The sequence below is a fragment of the Pseudothauera hydrothermalis genome, assembly GCF_003345255.1.
Taxonomy (GTDB): domain Bacteria; phylum Pseudomonadota; class Gammaproteobacteria; order Burkholderiales; family Rhodocyclaceae; genus Pseudothauera; species Pseudothauera hydrothermalis.
Genome location: NZ_CP029331.1, coordinates 2,346,671 through 2,365,283 on the forward strand (window position 1 = coordinate 2,346,671; position 18,613 = coordinate 2,365,283).

The 18,613-nt window shown below is 63.6% G+C and carries 22 protein-coding genes; 4 read left to right on the forward strand and 18 right to left on the reverse strand.

Translation table 11 applies throughout. From position 1 onward, the window contains the following. Position 1 precedes the first annotated feature (1 nt). The 4 genes from DIE29_RS11235 to DIE29_RS11250 all read right to left on the reverse strand — a co-directional run bounded on the left by DIE29_RS11235 (position 2) and on the right by DIE29_RS11250 (position 3,836). Positions 2-772 (reverse strand): Stp1/IreP family PP2C-type Ser/Thr phosphatase, encoded by a 771-nt coding sequence (locus DIE29_RS11235; protein ID WP_114649928.1) that lies wholly within the window; start codon positions 770-772, stop codon positions 2-4. Positions 773-949: 177 nt separating this feature from the next. Continuing rightward, on the reverse strand, positions 950-1,843 hold the full coding sequence (sucD, locus tag DIE29_RS11240; protein ID WP_102042419.1) for a succinate--CoA ligase subunit alpha: 894 nt from the start codon (positions 1,841-1,843) through the stop codon (positions 950-952). A gap of 12 nt (positions 1,844-1,855) precedes the next feature. Further along, positions 1,856-3,016 carry an ADP-forming succinate--CoA ligase subunit beta gene (sucC, locus tag DIE29_RS11245; RefSeq protein ID WP_114649929.1) on the reverse strand — a complete coding sequence of 387 codons (1,161 nt, stop codon included), beginning with the start codon at positions 3,014-3,016 and terminating at the stop codon, positions 1,856-1,858. A 265-nt stretch (positions 3,017-3,281) separates the two neighbouring features. After that, a complete protein-coding gene (locus DIE29_RS11250; protein ID WP_114649930.1) occupies positions 3,282-3,836 on the reverse strand; it encodes a DUF2889 domain-containing protein in 555 nt (184 codons plus the stop codon). Positions 3,837-4,145: 309 nt separating this feature from the next. Between DIE29_RS11250 and DIE29_RS11255 the strand changes: the two genes are divergently transcribed. Beyond that, a complete protein-coding gene (locus tag DIE29_RS11255) occupies positions 4,146-5,966 on the forward strand; it encodes a type IV pilus assembly protein FimV (protein WP_162860625.1) in 1,821 nt (606 codons plus the stop codon). Between the two features lie 30 nt (positions 5,967-5,996). Here DIE29_RS11255 and DIE29_RS11260 read toward each other — a convergent pair whose 3' ends face one another. Next, a complete protein-coding gene (locus DIE29_RS11260) occupies positions 5,997-6,743 on the reverse strand; it encodes a Nif3-like dinuclear metal center hexameric protein (protein ID WP_114649932.1) in 747 nt (248 codons plus the stop codon). 83 nt (positions 6,744-6,826) lie between these two features. On the opposite strand from DIE29_RS11260, the gene DIE29_RS11265 reads away from it, so the two are divergent. Then, positions 6,827-7,999, forward strand: a complete 1,173-nt coding sequence (locus DIE29_RS11265; RefSeq protein ID WP_114649933.1) for a Do family serine endopeptidase — start codon at positions 6,827-6,829, stop codon at positions 7,997-7,999. A gap of 38 nt (positions 8,000-8,037) precedes the next feature. Here DIE29_RS11265 and tatC read toward each other — a convergent pair whose 3' ends face one another. The 10 genes from tatC to hisB form a co-directional block, all read right to left on the reverse strand. After that, positions 8,038-8,853: a twin-arginine translocase subunit TatC gene (gene tatC, locus DIE29_RS11270; protein WP_114649934.1), complete on the reverse strand. Its 816-nt coding sequence runs from the start codon at positions 8,851-8,853 to the stop codon at positions 8,038-8,040. After that, the gene (gene tatB, locus DIE29_RS11275; RefSeq protein ID WP_114649935.1) at positions 8,850-9,353 is read right to left on the reverse strand and encodes a Sec-independent protein translocase protein TatB; all 504 of its coding nucleotides are present in this window, start codon (positions 9,351-9,353) and stop codon (positions 8,850-8,852) included. The genes tatC and tatB overlap by 4 nt, the downstream gene beginning before the upstream one ends. 102 nt (positions 9,354-9,455) lie before the next feature. After that, positions 9,456-9,692: a Sec-independent protein translocase subunit TatA gene (tatA, locus tag DIE29_RS11280; protein WP_102042427.1), complete on the reverse strand. Its 237-nt coding sequence runs from the start codon at positions 9,690-9,692 to the stop codon at positions 9,456-9,458. Positions 9,693-9,702: 10 nt separating this feature from the next. Then, positions 9,703-10,050, reverse strand: a complete 348-nt coding sequence (locus tag DIE29_RS11285) for a histidine triad nucleotide-binding protein (RefSeq protein WP_114649936.1) — start codon at positions 10,048-10,050, stop codon at positions 9,703-9,705. A gap of 10 nt (positions 10,051-10,060) precedes the next feature. Further along, entirely contained in the window at positions 10,061-10,387 is a 327-nt protein-coding gene (locus DIE29_RS11290; RefSeq protein WP_114649937.1) for a phosphoribosyl-ATP diphosphatase, read from the reverse strand. Beyond that, positions 10,384-10,782 (reverse strand): phosphoribosyl-AMP cyclohydrolase, encoded by a 399-nt coding sequence (hisI, locus tag DIE29_RS11295; protein ID WP_114649938.1) that lies wholly within the window; start codon positions 10,780-10,782, stop codon positions 10,384-10,386. The genes DIE29_RS11290 and hisI overlap by 4 nt, the downstream gene beginning before the upstream one ends. Before the next feature lie 2 nt (positions 10,783-10,784). Continuing rightward, a complete protein-coding gene (hisF, locus tag DIE29_RS11300) occupies positions 10,785-11,543 on the reverse strand; it encodes an imidazole glycerol phosphate synthase subunit HisF (RefSeq protein WP_114649939.1) in 759 nt (252 codons plus the stop codon). Further along, a complete protein-coding gene (gene hisA, locus DIE29_RS11305) occupies positions 11,543-12,289 on the reverse strand; it encodes a 1-(5-phosphoribosyl)-5-[(5-phosphoribosylamino)methylideneamino]imidazole-4-carboxamide isomerase (RefSeq protein WP_114649940.1) in 747 nt (248 codons plus the stop codon). The genes hisF and hisA overlap by 1 nt, the downstream gene beginning before the upstream one ends. Positions 12,290-12,349: 60 nt before the next feature. Further along, positions 12,350-12,988, reverse strand: a complete 639-nt coding sequence (gene hisH / locus DIE29_RS11310) for an imidazole glycerol phosphate synthase subunit HisH (protein ID WP_114649941.1) — start codon at positions 12,986-12,988, stop codon at positions 12,350-12,352. 37 nt (positions 12,989-13,025) lie between these two features. Then, on the reverse strand, positions 13,026-13,613 hold the full coding sequence (gene hisB / locus DIE29_RS11315) for an imidazoleglycerol-phosphate dehydratase HisB (protein WP_114649942.1): 588 nt from the start codon (positions 13,611-13,613) through the stop codon (positions 13,026-13,028). A gap of 111 nt (positions 13,614-13,724) precedes the next feature. Here hisB and hisC point away from each other — a divergent pair, with 111 nt between their 5' ends. Next, positions 13,725-14,795 (forward strand): histidinol-phosphate transaminase, encoded by a 1,071-nt coding sequence (gene hisC, locus DIE29_RS11320; protein WP_114649943.1) that lies wholly within the window; start codon positions 13,725-13,727, stop codon positions 14,793-14,795. A gap of 69 nt (positions 14,796-14,864) precedes the next feature. On the opposite strand, the gene hisD is transcribed toward hisC, so the two are convergent. Continuing rightward, a complete protein-coding gene (gene hisD, locus DIE29_RS11325; RefSeq protein ID WP_114649944.1) occupies positions 14,865-16,169 on the reverse strand; it encodes a histidinol dehydrogenase in 1,305 nt (434 codons plus the stop codon). Next, positions 16,166-16,807, reverse strand: coding sequence for an ATP phosphoribosyltransferase (hisG, locus tag DIE29_RS11330; RefSeq protein WP_114649945.1), 642 nt, complete (start codon positions 16,805-16,807; stop codon positions 16,166-16,168). The genes hisD and hisG overlap by 4 nt, the downstream gene beginning before the upstream one ends. A 151-nt stretch (positions 16,808-16,958) precedes the next feature. On the opposite strand from hisG, the gene rnk reads away from it, so the two are divergent. After that, positions 16,959-17,351 (forward strand): nucleoside diphosphate kinase regulator, encoded by a 393-nt coding sequence (gene rnk, locus DIE29_RS11335; RefSeq protein WP_114649946.1) that lies wholly within the window; start codon positions 16,959-16,961, stop codon positions 17,349-17,351. Positions 17,352-17,357: 6 nt separating this feature from the next. Here the strand turns inward: rnk and DIE29_RS11340 are convergent, their stop codons facing one another. Then, positions 17,358-18,608 carry a TIGR03862 family flavoprotein gene (locus tag DIE29_RS11340; protein ID WP_114649947.1) on the reverse strand — a complete coding sequence of 417 codons (1,251 nt, stop codon included), beginning with the start codon at positions 18,606-18,608 and terminating at the stop codon, positions 17,358-17,360. Positions 18,609-18,613 lie beyond the last annotated feature (5 nt).

Genomic DNA, 18,613 nt, shown 5'->3' on the forward strand with positions numbered 1-18,613 from the left:
ATCAACCGCCAGCATTGGGCGATCTGTCATCTGTCACCGCAGCCAGCACGACCGTGATGTTGTCCCGCCCGCCTTCTGCGTTGGCGCTGGCCACCAGCGTTGCGGCACACGCCTGGACATCGCCCGGCGCCGCCAGCAAGCTGGCAAGCTCATCGGCATCGACCATGTCAGTCAGGCCATCCGAACACATCAGCAGCAAATCGCCCGGCTGCAGATCGGTGCGCCCGACGTCGACCAACACCTCGTCCTCGACCCCAAGCGCCCTTGTAAGCATGCCACGGAAAGGCACCCTGCGGGCCTGCTCCGGGCTAATCATGCCGCCGTCGACCAGCTCCTGCAACATGGTGTGGTCATGGGTGAGCTGATCGAGTCGGCCGGCGCGCAAGCGGTAAAGCCGCGAATCGCCCACGCTGGCGAAGATCAGCCCGTCGGCGCACGGGTTGGCGACCACCACCGTGGCGCCCATACCGGTCAAGCCCCGGTCCCTGGCCGCCGCAGCGCGCACCGCGTCGTTGGCTGCAAGCACCGCTGCCCGCAGCGCCGAAGCACGGGCGTCGACACCGTACTCAGGCAAGCGCTGGCGCAACACCTCACCGATGGTGTCGATAACGATGCGCGCGGCCACATCCCCGGCGTTATGACCGCCCATACCATCTGCCACAACCGCATATGAAAGACCGGGTTCGACGAGAAATGCATCCTCGTTACGCACCCGCTGCAGACCGACGTCGCTGAGCGCCGCCCAGCGCACGGCAAGAGACGATGCTTGCATCCGGCACTCCAGACACCCCGGCTGTTGCCGCAAAACCGCTGCAGCACCGGCGGCCGCTGCGGTAGGGTGATTCTAGCAGTGCACAGCCGACGCTGTCCTGTGGCGGACACCGCAATGCACACAACAAAAAGCGCCGGACCAGCCGGCGCTTTGCATGCAAGAACGATTCCAGGGCGATCAGAGCAGGGATTTGAGCAGCTTGCCCATCTCGGACGGGTTACGGGTGACCTTGAAGCCGCACTCTTCCATGATGGCGAGTTTGGCGTCCGCCGTGTCGGCCCCACCCGAGATCAGCGCGCCGGCATGGCCCATGCGCTTGCCCGGAGGCGCGGTGACGCCGGCGATGAAGCCGACGATGGGTTTTTTCATGTTGTCCTTGCACCAGCGGGCCGCTTCGGCCTCATCCGGGCCGCCGATTTCGCCGATCATGATGACGGCGTCGGTATCCGGATCGTCGTTGAACATCTTCATGACGTCGATGTGCTTGAGACCATTGATCGGGTCGCCCCCGATACCCACGGCGGAAGACTGGCCCAGGCCCAGCTCGGTCAGTTGCGCCACGGCTTCATAGGTCAGGGTGCCGGAGCGGGACACCACGCCAATGCGGCCCTTCTTGTGAATATGGCCGGGCATGATGCCGATCTTGATTTCATCGGGGGTGATGAGGCCGGGGCAGTTGGGACCGAGCAGCAGAGTTTCCTTGCCGCCGTTGGCCACCTTCTGCTTCATCTTGTTGCGCACGATCAGCATGTCGCGCACCGGAATGCCCTCGGTGATGCAGATGGCCAGATCCAGATCGGCCTCGCAGGCTTCCCAGATCGCGTCGGCAGCGCCGGCCGGCGGCACGTAGATGACCGAGACGGTAGCGCCGGTGGCTTCCTTGGCTTCCTTCACGGAGGCGTAGATGGGCACATCAAAAATCTTCTCGCCGGCCTTCTTGGGATTGACGCCGGCTACGAAGCAGTTTTTGCCGTTGGCGTACTCGATGCACTTTTCGGTGTGGAACTGGCCAGTCTTGCCGGTGATGCCCTGGGTGATGACCTTGGTATCTTTGTTGATCAGGATGGACATGCGCAACGCTCCTTACTGAACGGCGGCGACGATTTTTGTCGCGGCTTCCGCCATGGTATCGGCGGAGATGATCGGCAGACCCGATTCGGCAAGGATTTTCTTGCCAAGGTCTTCATTGGTGCCCTTCATGCGCACCACCAGCGGAACGGAAAGATGCACCTCGCGCGCGGCAGCCACCACGCCGGTGGCAATGGTGTCGCAGCGCATGATGCCGCCGAAGATGTTGACCAGAATGCCCTTGACCTTGGGGTTCTTGAGCATGATCTTGAAGGCTTCGGTGACTTTTTCGGTGGTCGCACCGCCGCCCACGTCGAGGAAGTTGGCCGGCTCGGCGCCGAACAGCTTGATGGTGTCCATGGTGGCCATGGCCAGGCCCGCACCATTGACCAAGCAGCCGATATTGCCGTCCAGGCTGATATAGGCCAGATCGAACTTGGACGCCTCGATCTCGTCCGGGTCTTCTTCATCCAGATCGCGGTAAGCGACGATCTCCGGATGACGGAACAGCGCGTTCGAGTCGAAGTTGAACTTGGCGTCCAGCGCCTTGATGTTTCCGTTGCCCTCCAGGATCAGCGGATTAATTTCCGCCAAAGAGGCATCGGTTTCCATATAGCAGGTATAGAGTTTCTTGAAGGTGTCGATGGCCTGAGCCTGAGACGCCTCCGGCACGCCAATACCCACGGCAAGCTCACGGGCTTGCGCGTCGGTCAGGCCGACCAGCGGGTCGACGAACACCTTGATGATCTTTTCAGGCGTGTTGTGCGCCACTTCCTCGATGTCCATCCCCCCTTCGGAAGAGGCCATCATGGCCACCTTCTGGGTGGCACGGTCGGTGAGCGCAGCCACATAGTATTCTTTCTTGATGTCGGCGCCTTCTTCGATCAACAGACGACGCACCTTTTGGCCTTCCGGGCCGGTCTGGTGAGTCACCAGCTGCATGCCCAGAATCTGGCCGGCCAGTTGCCGGACTTCGTCCAGCGAACGCGCCAGCTTCACACCGCCGCCTTTGCCGCGCCCGCCCGCATGAATCTGGGCCTTGACCACCCAAACGTTGCCGCCCAGCTCTTGGGCTGCCGCGACTGCTTCATCGACGCTGAAACACGCCTTGCCGCGCGGCGTCACCACGCCGTATTTCCTCAGCAGTTCTTTTGCTTGATACTCATGAATTTTCATGATTGCCCTTCGATCGAAGTCGCAGACCGATACCGTCCGCGAACAGGTTGATGGGTCGTTTCGGAGCGAGACTCCACGATGCGCGCCAGCCTCCCTCGTCCGGCGCAGTCACCACGTGTGGCGCGACCGCCTGGGCCGGCCCCGGCCCCTGCGCACACGCCAAAACGGACCGGCGCACGGCAGGACCGGCGGATTATAACCGGATTTGTGCGCTGCGACTGGCCCTTACCCGCGGCGGCGCGGCAGGCAGGCGCCCGGTCCGCACTCAGGAGCCTGCGCGGTTGGCGCGGTACCACTTGGGATAGTAGCGGCGCACGGTTTCGCTGCCGGTCTCCAGCGCATGACAGCGGTCGAGCTGAAACGGCTTCTCACCATGATCCTCGTTATCCCGGCGAAAGGTGGCGAAAGTCTGAATGGCCGCGGTCGGCAGACTGAATAACAGTTCGGTGATATGTGAGCAACCCCGCACATCGGCAAACATCTCGGCCACCGTCCGCCGAAAGCCGCGCACCAGGTTCAGGCCAATCAAGTTACGGTAAGCCGGCCCGATGGTGTCGCACCCGCCCGGATACGGCACCCAGTCGGAGCAGGCCTCGGCATCGACAATGTTGAAGGCCGCATCGATGGTAATCCGCACACGCATCTCATGGACCGGGTCGCCGGCCCGGCGCACACCCGAAGCAATGGAATAATCGAGCTCTTTCACATCGCGCAGACAGGCATCGAGCTCCAGCAAACCGTCGTCGCGACGGAATCCTTCGATCTCGATACGGCGTGTATGAACCCGCTGCCGCGGGGATTTGGGGGCAGAAAGCGGCATGTTCTACGTACGGTCACGTATGGTGTGGCCGATCTTACCGCGATTTCGTCCACAGTAGCGGATCATGATGCCGCCCGGTGAACACCCGGAAGCGGCCAGCGCAGAGATTGTGCACAGGGCACATGCAAGAGGCGGCCGCAACCACTAAAATGGCCGGCATTCTCAGCGTCGCCACGGCCTGGCGCCGCTCAACAACCCGCATTGCGGACAATGACTGAAACCAAGCGAAGACGGACACCACGCAGCCGACTCGTATCACGCCCCCTTTTGCTCGCCGCCGCATCGGCCGCGTTGTCCGCAGCAGGCACCGTGCACGCGGTCGCGCTCGGTGAAGTGCTGTCGCTATCGGCCTTGGGCGAGCCGCTCCGGATCGACATCCAGCTTGCCGCCGGCACACTGGATGAAGCGGGCGAATGTCTGCGTATCGCCCCCGGCGCGGCCGGCGCAGGGCCGTGGGTCAGCCGGGCACGTATCTCGACCTCCTCACACAACGGCAAAGTGGTCACCATCAGCGCACCGACGCCGATCAACGAGCCGGTGCTGCGTCTGGGCATCGACAATGTCTGCGCCGCGCGGCTACGCCGCGAATACACCCTCTTACTCCCTTTCCCGGTGACCCGCCCGACTGCGGCAGACCAGACAGTGGCGAACCCAGTGGCGAACCCTATGGCAGCCGACGCGAGCGCTGCGCCGGCCGGACCATCGCCCCGCCCCACACCCCCGGCGCAGCGCGCTGCGCCCACAGCCGCCTATCAGACATGGACCACCGCACCCGGCGAATCCCTGGAAAGCCTCGCCGCTGCGCTCTTCCCCGGTCAGCCGGCAGCGCGCGAACGCTTCATCGATGAAGTGGTGCGCGCCAATCCTACGCTCTTCCCAGATCGCGGCGCACGCAGCCTGGCGCTCGAGCCCGGCACCGAACTATTGGTACCGGATCCGGCGCGGCTACGCATACCGGCGCCCACCGCAACCGCCCGCCCCAAGCGGGCGGCCGGCGCCTTGGGAGCGCCAGCGCCAGCCGCAACGCCCAGCCGTCCCGCGCCGCCACCGGATGCACCGCAAACAGACCGTCTAGTGGTCCAGATGACCAACGACCGCCCGGCCACCGACGCGGGCACGGCGTCCCACTCCGGCAACGACGTCGATGCCCGCGAGCGCCAATTGCTGACCGCCATCGACCGCAGTATCCAAGCGCAGTTGGAACTGCTCGAACGCATCCGCGAACTGGAGCGCCTCCAGGCCGAGCTCATCGAGCGCGCCAACCGCCTCGGCACCATCCCGGTCACAGCGCCCAATCCGCCTGCGGTCGAACAACCGGCCGCGCAGCCTGAGCTGACCGCCAAACAACCTCCCGACGCCCGACCAAGCCGCGACTGGCCGCTTTTTCTTGCCTTGTTCGCCGCCTCGGTCGCCGTCCTGTTCGGTTGGCAGAGGCTCGCGCAACGACGCCGCCGCGCCGCGCTAGCGCACCAGACCGCAGCGGAGGCTACAACCGAACCGCCCGCTGCGCTGTGGCCGGACGACGCCCGCGTGGCCAGCGGATTGGAATCCGCGCGCGCGGTGGCAGACGCTGAGCGCGCCGCGGCGCAGCCGCAACCCGCGCCACCGGCTTACGCCTGGGCCGCGCCTTCGGTCGCACCGATTGCCGTCGAGGACGACATCGAGGAACACGAATCCGCAGTGGAGCTGGCCGAAATCATGATGAGCTTCGGCCGCGTACAAGGGGCGGCAGAGACGCTGGCGGAGTTCCTCCGCAGCAATCCGCGCCGGGCCGTGCAACCCTGGCTCAAGCTGCTGGATGTGTACCGCGCGGCGGGCATGCGCGCCGAGTTCGATGGCCTTGCGCGTCAGCTCAACAAGACCTTCAACGTGCAGACGGTCACCTGGGACAATTACGACGCGGCGCGCGCGGCCGCTCACCACATTGAAGACATGCCCCACTTGGTCGACACCTTGGTGCGCACTTGGCGCACCGTGGAATGCCAAGCCTATCTGGAAAAACTGCTACGCGACAATCGGGACGGCACCCGGCAAGGTTTTCCGCTGAGCGTGGTCGATGAGCTGCTGACCTTGGCCGCGGTGCTGGAAGCCCAACTCGGTCGCTACCGCCCGCCCGAGGCCGCCGGCTGATTGCGCCCGCCCCGCGTCTGGCCGGCCGACTCAAACAGGGTTGTCGATATCGACGAATTCGGCCTCAAGACCCAGCGTTTCGCCCAGATACCGCGCCAGCGCGCGAACCCCGTAGCGTTCGGTGGCATGATGGCCGGCGGCCAGATAAGGCACACCGGATTCCCGCGCAAGATGCACGGTATGCTCGGAAATCTCGCCGGACACATAGAGGTCCGCTCCGGCCAGAATTGCTTGCTCAAAATACCCTTGGGCGCCACCGGTGCACCAGGCGATACGACGCACTACGCGCTCGCCGTCGCCCACCAGCAGGGGGTCGCGCCCTAAGCGTGCCGCAATCGAGCGCACCACCTGGCTGGCCGGCTCGGGCTGCGGCAATCTGCCCAGCCAGCCCAGCGCCTGGTCGGCAAAATGCCCTTCCGCCTGCCAGCCCATCAGCCGGCCGAGCTGGGCGTTGTTGCCAAGTTCCGGATGCGCATCCAACGGCAGATGATAGGCCAGCAAACTGATCTCATGCGTCAGCAGTGTTGCCAGACGCTTGCGGCGGATACCGGTGATCCGGCCATCCTCACCTTTCCAGAAATAGCCGTGATGCACCAAAACCGCATCGAACCCACCGGCCACCGCGCGGTCGAGCAGCGCTTGGCAAGCGGTTACGCCACACAACACCCGGCGCACCTCGAGGCGTCCTTCCACTTGCAGACCGTTTGGGCAATAATCGCGCAGGCGCGAGACTTCCAGCAATTCGTCAAGATGTGTTTGCAGCGCGCTGAGTTGCATCCCGCCTCCGTCCGTCGTTGGGTTCCATCTTTGGGTTCCATCTGCTAGGCGGCCGTTGTGGCCGTCTGTCGCAAGAGCATATTATGCGTCGCCTCTGGCTCATTTTTTCGCAGGCCGTCACCATCAGCGTCGCCGCCTTGTTCGTGGTCAGCACGCTCAAACCGCAATGGCTGCGCGGCGCCTCACCCTCGTCGGTGGTGGCCATTTTCGAGGCGCCTGCGGGCAGCGACCAGGCGAACGGCGCTGCGTCCAACAGCGCGCCGGCCTCGTATGCCCTGGCGGCGCAGCGCTCGATGCCTGCGGTGGTGCATATTTTCACCAGCAAAGAGGTGCGCGCTCAGCGCCACCCGCTGTTTGACGATCCGTTGTTTCGGCATTTCTTCGGCGAACGTCCGGACTCGGGGCCGCGTCAGCGCGCTGCCGGTCTGGGCTCGGGGGTGATCGTCAGCCCAGACGGATTCGTGCTGACCAACAATCACGTCATCGAAGCCGCCGACGAGATCGAAGTCGCACTCAATGACGGCCGCAAATTCCGCGCGCGCCTGGTCGGTCGGGACCCGGATACCGATCTGGCCGTGTTGAAGCTGCAAACCGACGCCCAGTTTCCGGTCATCACTTTTGCGCCCGCCGATTCGGTGAAGGTGGGCGACGTGGTCCTGGCGATCGGCAATCCCTTCGGCGTCGGGCAGACCGTCACCATGGGCATCATTTCGGCGCTTGGCCGCACCCATCTGGGCATCAACACTTTCGAGAACTACATCCAGACCGATGCCGCGATCAACCCTGGCAACTCGGGCGGCGCGCTGGTCGACAGCGCCGGCAACCTGGTCGGCATCAACACCGCCATTTACTCGCGATCCGGCGGCTCACTGGGAATCGGTTTTGCCATCCCGGTATCGCTAGCGCGCAATGTGCTAGAGCAAATCGTCACCTCGGGTCAGGTCACACGCGGCTGGGTCGGTGTCGAAATCCAGGAAATCACCCCGGATCTGGCCGAATCCTTCGGCTTGGATACCCCAGCGGGCGCACTGATTGCCGGCGTCTTGCGCGGCAGCCCAGCCGAACGCGGCGGTATTCGTCCTGGCGATGTGCTGCTCGAAGTCGATGGCCGCAAGGTCTCCGACACCAAAAACATGCTGGAGATGGTGGCCGCGCTGCCGCCCGGCCATATCGCGCGCTTTAGTCTGTTACGAGGCGGCCGCTTGCTCGAACTGGACGTTGAGGTAGGACGGCGCCCGCCGTTACCCCGGAATTGATCCGCAGCGCAGGCGCTTGGCACTCATCGCGCAACACTTTATTTCCGCTCGCCACGCTCGGCCGCTTCGATGCGGTCGAGTTCCCGATCCAACGCCTCGACGCTGGGCGGCGAATAGTCCGATGCGCCCGCTTCCTGCGGCTTACGTGCCATTTTTGCCAGCATAATGCCAAATTCGTAAAGCAAGCACATTGGCACGGCCAGCAACAATTGTGAGATGACATCCGGCGGCGTGACGATGGCGGCAATCACGAACGCGCCAACGATCACATAAGGACGCGCCTCCTTGAGTTTTTCCACACTGACCACCCCGGCACGGGCCAGCACCACCACCACCACCGGCACCTCGAAGGTCAGGCCGAAGGCAAGAAACATCGTCATGACGAAGGACAGATATTGTTCGATGTCCGGCGCAGGCACGATGCTTTTCGGCGCGAACTCGGCAATGAACGAGAACACCATGCCAAAAACAAAGAAATAGCAAAACGCCATGCCCACCAGAAACAACACGGTCGTGCCAAGCACCAGCGGAATGGCCATGCGCCGCTCATGCGCATACAGCCCTGGCGCAACGAAAGCCCAAGCTTGGTAGAGCACCACCGGCAGGGCAATGATGAAAGACACCATCAGGGTGACCTTGACCGGCACGAAAAAAGGTGTCACCACTCCGGTGGCGATCATGCTGGTCCCTTCGGGCAGGGTGTTCATCATTGGCAGCGCCAACAGGTCGTAGATATCGCCCGCCCAAGGCATCAGGCACACGAACACCACGATGACCGCCACCACCGCACGCAGCAGGCGGTCACGCAGTTCTACCAAATGAGAAATGAAGGTTTCCTGACTTGCCGAGCTCATGCCTTCTCCGCTGGCCGTCCGGAAGGCGAGGCTGCCGGACTGAGTCCGAGTTCCAGTTGCGCCTTGGCGGGGGCCTCCTTTTGCGCCTCCACCAAACCATCATCCTGCTGTTTACGCTCGGTGCTGCCATCGTCTGCAACGCGCGCGCCGGCCGAAGGCGCACCGCCTGCGGTCGACGCCGCCTTGGCGCCGGCTTCGAGTAAGACCGCGTGCTCGACCTCCTTCGCAGTCGTTTCGAGCTCGGCCTCCACCTTGTTCATTTGCTTGCGAATCGAGCCTTCCAGCTCCCGAGCCTGCTGCGCCACTTGTTGCTGGAGTTTTTTCAGCTCCTCCAGTTGCATTTCGCGCTGGATATCGGCTTTCACATCGCTCACGTAACGTTGCAGACGCCCGAGCAGGTGTCCGGCAGTACGCGCAACCTTGGGCAAACGCTCCGGGCCGACCACGATGAGCGCAACCACCGCGATCAGCAGCAACTCGGAAAAACCAAAATCGAACATGTGCTAGCGCCTGTCGTCAGCCAACGGGGCGAGGTTGCCTACGCCCAAAAGGAAGGGGCGCACTGGCCAGGCGCCCCTTGTCGAGATCTCCGGTCACGGCACTCAAGAACTCGTTTTTTCAGTCTTTTCCTTGACCTCGGCATCGATCACCTGGCTATCGGCGATTTTTTGCTGCGGCTTGCCGGCTTCGGCGGGACTTTCCGCCTCTTTCATGCCCTCTTTGAAACCTTTTACCGCCCCCCCAAGGTCCTGGCCAATGTTGCGCAGCTTCTTGGTGCCGAATACCAGCATGACGATCAACAGTACGATGAGCCAGTGCCAGATGCTGAATGAACCCATACCGCTCTCCTTAACGCTTCAACATGGCCGGGAGGACATCCGGCCCACCGATGACGTGGACGTGCAGATGATACACCTCCTGCCTGCCCACCCTGCCGGTGTTGATGATAGTTCTGAACCCGTCGGTCGCGCCTTGCTCTCGCGCAAGTCGGGCGGCAACGGTCATCACCCGCCCCATCACGGCTTCATGCTCGGCGTTAAGCTCCGCCATCGATGCCACATGCGCCTTGGGGATCACCAGAAAATGCACCGGCGCCACCGGGTTGATGTCGTGAAAAGCCAACACCAAGTCGTCTTCGTAGATTTTTTTGGCCGGAATCTCACCGCTGACGATGCGGCAGAAAATACATTCGCCCATTGTTTTGCCCTCAACCCGCGGCACGGGACCTCTTTTCGTCGATGCCCGACACCCCTTCGCGGCGCCGGAATTCTGCCAGTACGTCATCGACCGATAAACCGTGATGCGCCAACAACACCATGGAATGAAACCATAAATCGGTGACTTCCCAGACCAGATGGAGCATGTCCTTGTCTTTGGCGGCCATGATGGTTTCGGCAGCTTCTTCGGCGATCTTTTTGCAGATCGCATCGGTGCCCTTGGCGTACAGACTGGACACATAGGATGCGTCCGGATCGGCTTTTTTACGTTCGGCCAAGGTTGCGGCCACGCGATGCAGCACTTCGATGTCGATCACTTGTAAATCTCCTCAGGGTCTTTGATGACCGGCTCGACAGTCTCCCAGCATCCAGCGGCAAGATATTTCTGGAAGAAACAACTGCGTCGTCCGGTATGGCATGCGATACCGCCTTGCTGCTCCACCTTCAGCAGCACCACGTCATTGTCGCAGTCCAGGCGGATCTCAATTACCTTCTGCACATGACCGGATTCCTCGCCTTTGTGCCAGAGCTTGCGACGCGAACGCGACCAATACACCGCCTCGCCGGTTTCCGCGGTACGCTGCAGGGCCTCGCGGTTCATCCAGGCAAACATCAGCACTTCACCCGTGTCGGCCTCCTGGGCGATCACCGGCACCAGGCCGTGTTCGTCCCATTTCACCTCGTTGAGCCATCTGGCGTTGGCTGCATTCACAGTCACAGTCGTACCTCGATACCGCGGCTTCGCATCAGCGCCTTGGCTTCACGCACCGTATGCTGCCCAAAATGGAAAATGCTGGCGGCAAGAACCGCGTCCGCGCGACCTTCGGTCACCCCCTCGACCAGATGTTCGAGCGAGCCGACCCCGCCGCTGGCGATGACCGGAATACGCACCGCGTCCGATACCGCACGGGTCAGACCCAGGTCAAAGCCGATCTTGGTGCCGTCCCGATCCATGCTGGTCAACAGGATCTCGCCGGCGCCGAGCGCCTCGACCGTCCTGGCCCATTCGATGGCATCCAGACCGGTGTTGTTGCGCCCGCCATGGGTAAAAACCTCCCACTTGCCCGGCGCGCTCTGCTTGGCGTCGATGGCCACCACGATGCACTGGCTACCGACCTTGCCGCTGGCATCAGCAACGATCTTCGGGTTGTTCACCGCCGCAGTATTGATGCTGACCTTGTCGGCGCCGGCATTGAGCAGGCGGCGCACATCATCGACGGTACGCACGCCACCGCCGACGGTGAGCGGAATGAAGACCTGCTCGGCCACCTGTTCGACCACGTGCAGGATGATGTCGCGCGCGTCGGAACTTGCGGTGATGTCCAGGAAGGTGATTTCGTCCGCGCCCTGTTCATCGTAGCGTCGGGCGATTTCCACCGGATCGCCGGCATCGCGCAAGTCGACGAAGTTCACGCCTTTGACCACGCGCCCGGCGTTGACATCCAGGCAGGGAATGATGCGCTTGGCAAGCATCAGGCAGCGCCGTTGAGTGCGTCGGCCCGCGCCTGCGCGGCGGCAAAGTCGAGCGTGCCTTCGTAAATGGCCCGACCGGTAATCGCCCCCACGATGCCCTCGTCTTCGACCGCACACAACGCTTCGATATCCGCCAGGCTGGCGATGCCGCCGCTGGCGATGACGGGAATGCGCAAAGCGCGCGCCAGGCGCACGGTGGCGTCGATATTGACCCCGGAGAGCATGCCGTCGCGGCCGATGTCGGTATAGATCACCGCTTCGACGCCGTAATCCTCATACTTCTTGGCCAGATCGACGACATCGTGACCGGTCATTTTGGACCACCCATCGACCGCCACCTTGCCATCTTTGGCATCCAGGCCGACGATGATGTGGCCTGGAAATGCGCCGCAGGCATCATGCAGGAAACCGGGGTTTTTGACCGCCGCAGTGCCGATGATCACATAGGCAATGCCGTTATCCAGATACCGCTCGATGGTGTCCAGATCCCGGATGCCGCCGCCGAGCTGCACCGGAATGTCGTCGCCGACTTCCTCGCAGATTGCACGGATCGCAGCCTCATTTTTGGGTTTACCGGCAAACGCACCGTTCAGATCGACCAAGTGCAGCCGCCGCGCACCCTGCTCGATCCAGTGACGGGCCATCGCGGCCGGTTGTTCGGAAAAGACCGTAGCGTCGTCCATTTCGCCCTGTCTGAGGCGCACGCAATGGCCGTCCTTGAGATCGATGGCAGGAATCAGCAGCATACCGGGTAGCTATTGGTGTTTGATGACGTGAAAATGCACAGCGAGCGACAGCACCGGCGATCAAGGCGCCCAGCGGATGAAATTCGATAATAGGCGCAAACCCGACGCGGCACTTTTTTCGGGATGGAACTGGACCGCAAAGATATTAGCCCGCGCTACCGCACTGGTAAAGCGCAGACCATAGTCGGTTTCGGCTGCGATCAGCGCAGGGTCGGCTGGAACGACATGGTAGCTGTGCACAAAGTAGAAGCGCTCACCATCCGGGATATCTTTCCACAGCGGGTGCGGCGCGGCTTGCCAGACCTCGTTCCAACCCATGTGCGGCACCTTCAGGCGGACGCCATCGGCAGCGGCCATGCGCGCCGGGTCGAAACGCACCACCTCGCCAGGCAAGATGCCCAGGCCGGGGACATCGCCTTCTGCGCTGTGGGCAAAAAGCATCTGCTGGCCGATGCAGATACCCAGAAACGGTTTGGTCGCAGCCGCTTCCAGCACCGCCTCGCGCAGGCCGCGGCGTTCCAGTTCGCGCATACAGTCGGGCATCGCCCCCTGCCCCGGAAACACCACCCGGTCGGCTTGCCGCACCAGGTCCGGATCGCAGGTCACGGCGACCACGGCGTCGCCGGCCACATGCTCGACTGCCTTGGCAACCGAACGCAGGTTGCCCATGCCATAGTCGATGATGGCCACTTTGGTCATCGCAGAATTCTCGCTTGCAGGTGAATTCGGACCGGCGTCAGAGCGCGCCCTTGGTGGAGGGGATGGTCCCGGCGGCCCGTTCGTCGCGCTCGGCGGCCATACGCAGGGCGCGGCCGAACGCCTTGAAGATGGTTTCACACTGGTGGTGGGCGTTGTCGCCACGCAGGTTGTCGATGTGCAGCGTCACCCCGGCGTGATTGACGAAGCCCTGGAAGAACTCGCGCACCAGATCGACATCGAAGTTGCCGATGCGCGCACGGGTGAAGGCGACAAAGTAATGCAACCCCGGCCGGCCGGAAAAATCCACCACCACCCGCGACAGCGCCTCGTCGAGCGGCACATAGGCGTGACCATAACGGCGGATGCCTTTTTTGTCGCCCAGCGCGCGGGCGAACGCCTGCCCCAGGGTAATGCCGACATCCTCCACCGTGTGGTGATCGTCGATATGGGTATCGCCTTCGGCCTTCACCTTCAGGTCGATCGCCCCGTGACGGGCAATCTGGTCGAGCATGTGATCCAGAAAAGGCACGCCGGTGGCCAGTTCAGCCTTGCCGGTTCCGTCCAGGTCGATGCTGACCGCAATGCGGGTTTCGAGTGTGTTGCGGGTGAGATCGGCTTGCCGCATGGCACAGTGCTTGGCACAAAGAGAAATGATCTGCGGCCATGATACCATCGGCCCGCAATTGCACTGCAACTGGCTGGACAAAACGTTTCCCCAACGAGCCGCACCCGAGAGATGAGCCGCTACTGGAGCGCCGTGGTTCACGGCCTGACCCCCTATGTGCCGGGCGAGCAGCCCAAGATCGACAATCTGATCAAACTCAATACCAACGAGCACCCTTACGGGCCATCACCCAAGGCGCTGCAGGCCATCCGCATGGAGGTGAGCGACGGTCTGCGTCTGTACCCGGACCCCAACGCCGACCGCCTGAAGACTGCGCTGGCTGCACGCTTCTCGCTGGAGCCGCAGCAGGTTTTCGTCGGCAACGGTTCGGACGAAGTGCTGGCACACGCCTTCCACGCCCTGCTGCGCCATGAGCGTCCGTTGTGGTTTGCCGACATCACCTACAGCTTTTATCCGGTCTACTGTGGGCTGTACGGCATCGACTACCGTCAGATTCCGTTGGACGACCGCTATGCCATCCGCGCAGATGACTATCTGCCCCAAGGCGAGGCGCGCGCCGGCGGCATCGTCATCGCCAATCCCAACGCACCCACCGGTCGGCTGTTACCGCTGGAAGACATCGAGCGCATCGTCGCCGGCAACCCGGAGGCGGTCGTCTTGGTCGATGAAGCCTATGTGGATTTCGGCGGAGAAAGCGCGATCGCGCTGATCGATCGCTACCCCAACTTGCTGGTGGTGCAAACCTTCTCCAAGAGCCGCTCTCTGGCCGGCCTGCGCGTAGGCTATGCGCTTGGTCACCCGGAGCTGATCGCTGGCCTCGAGCGGGTCAAGAACAGTTTCAACTCCTACCCGCTGGACCGCATGGCCATTGCCGGCGCGGTGGCCTCGGTCGAAGACGAACCGCATTTCCGCGAAAGCTGTCGCCGGGTGATTGCCACCCGCGAACAGCTGAGCGCGGACCTTGCTGGGCTGGGCTTCGAAGTACTGCCCTCGGCGGCCAACTTCGTCTTTGCCCGTCATCCGCAGCGCGATGCGGGCGAACTGGCGCTGGCGCTGCGGAATCGCGCAATACTGGTGCGCCACTTCAAAGCGCCGCGCATCGATCAGTTCCTGCGCATCACCGTGGGTACCGACGCGCAGTGCGGCCAGCTCACCCGCGTACTTGGCGAGCTGCTCGCCTGAGCGCTGCATCGCCAATGAATAAGGCGCGCACGAGGCGGGCCGCCTGCCCCGTCGCGCGGACACCCCGGATCAACGCTTGAGACGCATCTCCGCTGAGCGCGCGTGGGCCTGCAGCCCTTCGCCATGCGCGAGGATGGCAGCCACCTTGCCCAGCGTCTGCGCGCCGGCTTCCGAGATATGCACGATGCTGGTGCGCTTTTGGAAGTCGTACACCCCCAACGGCGATGAAAACCGCGCGCTGCGCATGGTCGGCAGCACGTGATTGGGCCCGGCGCAATAGTCGCCCAATGCCTCGACCGAATAGTGGCCTACGAAGATCGCGCCGGCGTGGCGGATTTTCGCTACCCATGGCTCGGGCTCGGCCAGCGACAGCTCCAGGTGCTCGGGCGCGATGCGGTTGGCGATCGCACAGCCCTGGTCGAGATCATCCACCCGGATCAGCGCGCCGCGATTGGCCAGCGACTTGGCGATGATCTCGTGCCGCGGCAAGGTGGGCAACAGGCGGTCGATGGCGGCGGCCACCGCATCGATGAAGGCCGGATCGGTACACAGCAAAATGGACTGGGCCAATTCGTCGTGCTCGGCCTGCGCAAAAAGGTCCATCGCCACCCAATCCGGATTGCCGCTGCCGTCGGAGATGATCAACACCTCGGAGGGGCCGGCCACCATGTCGATACCTACGGTGCCGAAAACCCGGCGCTTGGCCTCGGCCACATAGGCGTTACCCGGGCCGACGATCTTGTCCACTTGCGGGATGGTCTGGGTGCCATAGGCCAGTGCCGCCACCGCCTGCGCGCCGCCAATGGTAAACACCCGGTCCACCCCGGCAATCGCCGCCGCGGCCAGCACCAGCGGGTTCTTTTCGCCGCGCGGAGTGGGCACCACCATGATCAGTTCACCCACCCCGGCCACTTTGGCGGGGATGGCATTCATCAACACCGAACTGGGGTAGGCGGCCCGCCCGCCCGGTACATACAGGCCCACGCGGTCGAGCGCGGTGACCTGCTGGCCTAGCCGGCTGCCGTCGGCCTCTTGGTACGACCAGGAGTCGATTTTCTGGCGCTCGTGGTACTGACGCACACGGTCGGCGGCAATACGCAGGGCCTCGCGCTGCTCGATGGTGAGGCTGTCGAGCGCTGCCTTGAGCTGGGCGTGCGGCAATTCCAGTTCCGCCATCGAGCCCACGTCCAGATGATCGAAGCGCCGGGTGTATTCGATCACCGCCGCGTCGCCGGTGCTGCGCACCGCGCGCAAAATCTCGGTGACCGCCGCATCGATGCGCTCGTCGGCTTGCGCCTCAAACGCCAGCAAAGCATCGAGCGTGGCCAAAAATTCGGGGTCGCGGGCATCCAGCCTGCGGATGAGCTGACTCATTCGACCACTCCGGCAAAAGCATCCAGCATCGGCTGGATAAGGTTGCGTTTCAACTTCAAGGAAGCTTGATTGCAGATCAAACGCGAGCTGATCGGCATGATTTCTTCGACCTCCTCCAGATTGTTGGCGCGCAGCGTGCCGCCGGTGGACACCAGGTCGACGATGGCGTCGGCCAGTCCGACCAACGGCGCTAGCTCCATCGAGCCGTAAAGTTTGATCAAGTCCACGTGCATGCCCTTGGCAGCGAAGTGGGCCTTGGCGCTGTTGATGTACTTGGTGGCCACCCGAATGCGCCCGCCTGGCTGACTGGCTGCGGCGTAGTCGAAGCCCTTGGGCACCGCCACGCACAGCCGGCAGCGCGCGATGTTCAGATCCAGGGGTTGGTACAAGCCCGCTCCGCCATGTTCGAGCAACACATCCTTGCCAGCGATGCCCAGATCGGCCGCGCCATACTGCACATAGGTCGGCACGTCGGTGGCACGCACGATCACCAGGCGCACATCCGGGCGATTGGTGCCGATGATGAGCTTGCGTGAGCGCTCCGGATTGTCGGTCGGCTCGATGCCGGCCGCGGCCAGTAGCGGCAGGGTTTCCTCGAAGATGCGGCCCTTGGACAGGGCAAGGGTGATGCTGGACACGAAAGCGCCTCGGCGATGCGAAAGGCGCACATTGTAACCCGGCGAGGGTTCTGTTAGCCTTGGCCACTCGGCTGAACCGCGCACAGCGGTTCAGCTTTTTTCTTTTTCCAGCCCTGAGCCTGACCCGATGGAGCCCTAGCGAGACCCTGCCATGAAACCCGACATCATCGTTTCCTCGAACGACCTCGACCGCCTGGAAGGCCTGCTCTATGCGGCCAACGCCCGTAACCGCAGCGACTTGGACGGCCTGCGCGACGAACTGGCGCGCGCCGACGTACGCGACGCGCACAATTTGCCCTGCGATGTCATCACTATGGGCAGCCGGGTGCGTTTCTGCGAGGAGTTAAGTGGAAAAGAATACGTCCTGACCCTGGTGTACCCGCACGAGGCCAGCCAGGAAGGCGGCAAGGTGTCGGTATTCTCCCCCGCCGGCAGCGCGCTGCTTGGCCTGTCGCGCGGGCAGTGCATCGACTGGATAACCCAGGACGGCAAAGCCATCCGCATCCGCGTGATGGAGGTCGAACAGCCTGCCGCAGAGGCCTGAGGTCTTTCAAGCGGCGCACTGCACCAGCCAAGCCAGCGCGCCGCGCCCGGCGGCCGCGCCTTGCGCAAAACAGGCGGTCAGCAAATAACCGCCTGTGGGCGCTTCCCAGTCCAGCATTTCGCCGGCGCAAAAATGGCCAGGCAGAGCCTTGAGCATCAAGTTTGCATCGAGCGCCTCGAACATCACACCGCCCGCGGTGCTGATGGCTTCGTCGATCGGCCGAGGGGCTGCCAAGGTGAGTGGCAGCGCTTTGATCGCCTGGGCAAGTTCGCTGGGCGAAGCCGAAAATTGACGACCCAGCACTTCGTGCAGCAAGGCCGCTTTGAGGCCACCGAGCCCAAGCTTGCCCTGCAGATGCGAGCCCATTGAGCGGCTGCCGCGCGGACGGGCGAGCTGCGCCTCGATCCACGCGGGTTCGCGCGCCGGCAGCAAGTCGAGGCGGATCTCGAGCGCACCGCGGGCGGCGAGCGCGTCGCGCAACGGCGCCGACAGCGCATAGATCAGGCTGCCTTCCAGGCCGCTGCGGGTCAGCAAGCACTCGCCGCTGCGGCTACGGATTTCGCCCTGCGCATCGACGAAAGACAGCGCGATGTTCTTGAGCGGCTGACCGGCATGGCGCTCAAGCAAATGCGCCGACCAGCCGCCAGCGACATCGAAGCCGCAGTTGGCCGGGCGCAGTGCCGCCACCGGCACACCACGCGAGGTGAAGGGTGCGATCCAGCGCGCATCGGCACCAAAGCGCGCCCAGCTGCCGCCGCCCAGCGCAAACACCACGGCGTCGGCCTGTTGCGCATGCGAGCCGCCCGGACCGTCGAACAGCAGCGCACCGTGCGCATCCCAGCCCTGCCAACGCTCGCGCACATGGATGCGCACCCCGGCCGCACGCAGCCGGTGCAGCCAGGCACGCAACAAAGGCGCGGCCTTCATGCCGACCGGGAAAACCCGGCCGCTGGAGCCAATGAAGGTGTCCACGCCCAGTGCGCGCGCCCAGTCGCGCAGAGCTTGCGGGCCGAAGGCGGCGAGCAGCGGCGCCATCTGCGCGCTGCGTTCGCCGTAGCGAGCGAGAAAATCCGGCAGCGCTTCGGAATGGGTCAGGTTGAGCCCGCCGCGTCCGGCAAGCAGGAACTTGCGCCCCACCGTCGGCATGGCTTCATAGAGGTCGACCGCCACCCCGCCCGCGGCCAGCACCTCGGCGGCCATCAGCCCTGCCGGGCCGCCGCCGACCACGATCGCGCGCGGCCTGCCGGCTGCAGGCATATCAG

What these genes read in the sequence shown, in the direction of transcription:
- DIE29_RS11265 (WP_114649933.1), top strand. Translation starts at nt 6,827, where the DNA reads ATGCGTCGCCTCTGGCTCATTTTTTCGCAGGCCGTCACCATCAGCGTC.
- DIE29_RS11235 (WP_114649928.1), bottom strand. Translation starts at nt 772, where the DNA reads ATGCAAGCATCGTCTCTTGCCGTGCGCTGGGCGGCGCTCAGCGACGTC.
- sucD (WP_102042419.1), bottom strand. Translation starts at nt 1,843, where the DNA reads ATGTCCATCCTGATCAACAAAGATACCAAGGTCATCACCCAGGGCATC.
- hisA (WP_114649940.1), bottom strand. Translation starts at nt 12,289, where the DNA reads ATGCTGCTGATTCCTGCCATCGATCTCAAGGACGGCCATTGCGTGCGC.
- hisB (WP_114649942.1), bottom strand. Translation starts at nt 13,613, where the DNA reads ATGCGGCAAGCCGATCTCACCCGCAACACACTCGAAACCCGCATTGCG.
- hisC (WP_114649943.1), top strand. Translation starts at nt 13,725, where the DNA reads ATGAGCCGCTACTGGAGCGCCGTGGTTCACGGCCTGACCCCCTATGTG.
- hisH (WP_114649941.1), bottom strand. Translation starts at nt 12,988, where the DNA reads ATGACCAAAGTGGCCATCATCGACTATGGCATGGGCAACCTGCGTTCG.
- sucC (WP_114649929.1), bottom strand. Translation starts at nt 3,016, where the DNA reads ATGAAAATTCATGAGTATCAAGCAAAAGAACTGCTGAGGAAATACGGC.
- tatB (WP_114649935.1), bottom strand. Translation starts at nt 9,353, where the DNA reads ATGTTCGATTTTGGTTTTTCCGAGTTGCTGCTGATCGCGGTGGTTGCG.
- hisF (WP_114649939.1), bottom strand. Translation starts at nt 11,543, where the DNA reads ATGCTTGCCAAGCGCATCATTCCCTGCCTGGATGTCAACGCCGGGCGC.
- DIE29_RS11285 (WP_114649936.1), bottom strand. Translation starts at nt 10,050, where the DNA reads ATGGGCGAATGTATTTTCTGCCGCATCGTCAGCGGTGAGATTCCGGCC.
- DIE29_RS11340 (WP_114649947.1), bottom strand. Translation starts at nt 18,608, where the DNA reads ATGCCTGCAGCCGGCAGGCCGCGCGCGATCGTGGTCGGCGGCGGCCCG.
- rnk (WP_114649946.1), top strand. Translation starts at nt 16,959, where the DNA reads ATGAAACCCGACATCATCGTTTCCTCGAACGACCTCGACCGCCTGGAA.
- hisD (WP_114649944.1), bottom strand. Translation starts at nt 16,169, where the DNA reads ATGAGTCAGCTCATCCGCAGGCTGGATGCCCGCGACCCCGAATTTTTG.
- DIE29_RS11250 (WP_114649930.1), bottom strand. Translation starts at nt 3,836, where the DNA reads ATGCCGCTTTCTGCCCCCAAATCCCCGCGGCAGCGGGTTCATACACGC.
- tatA (WP_102042427.1), bottom strand. Translation starts at nt 9,692, where the DNA reads ATGGGTTCATTCAGCATCTGGCACTGGCTCATCGTACTGTTGATCGTC.
- DIE29_RS11260 (WP_114649932.1), bottom strand. Translation starts at nt 6,743, where the DNA reads ATGCAACTCAGCGCGCTGCAAACACATCTTGACGAATTGCTGGAAGTC.
- tatC (WP_114649934.1), bottom strand. Translation starts at nt 8,853, where the DNA reads ATGAGCTCGGCAAGTCAGGAAACCTTCATTTCTCATTTGGTAGAACTG.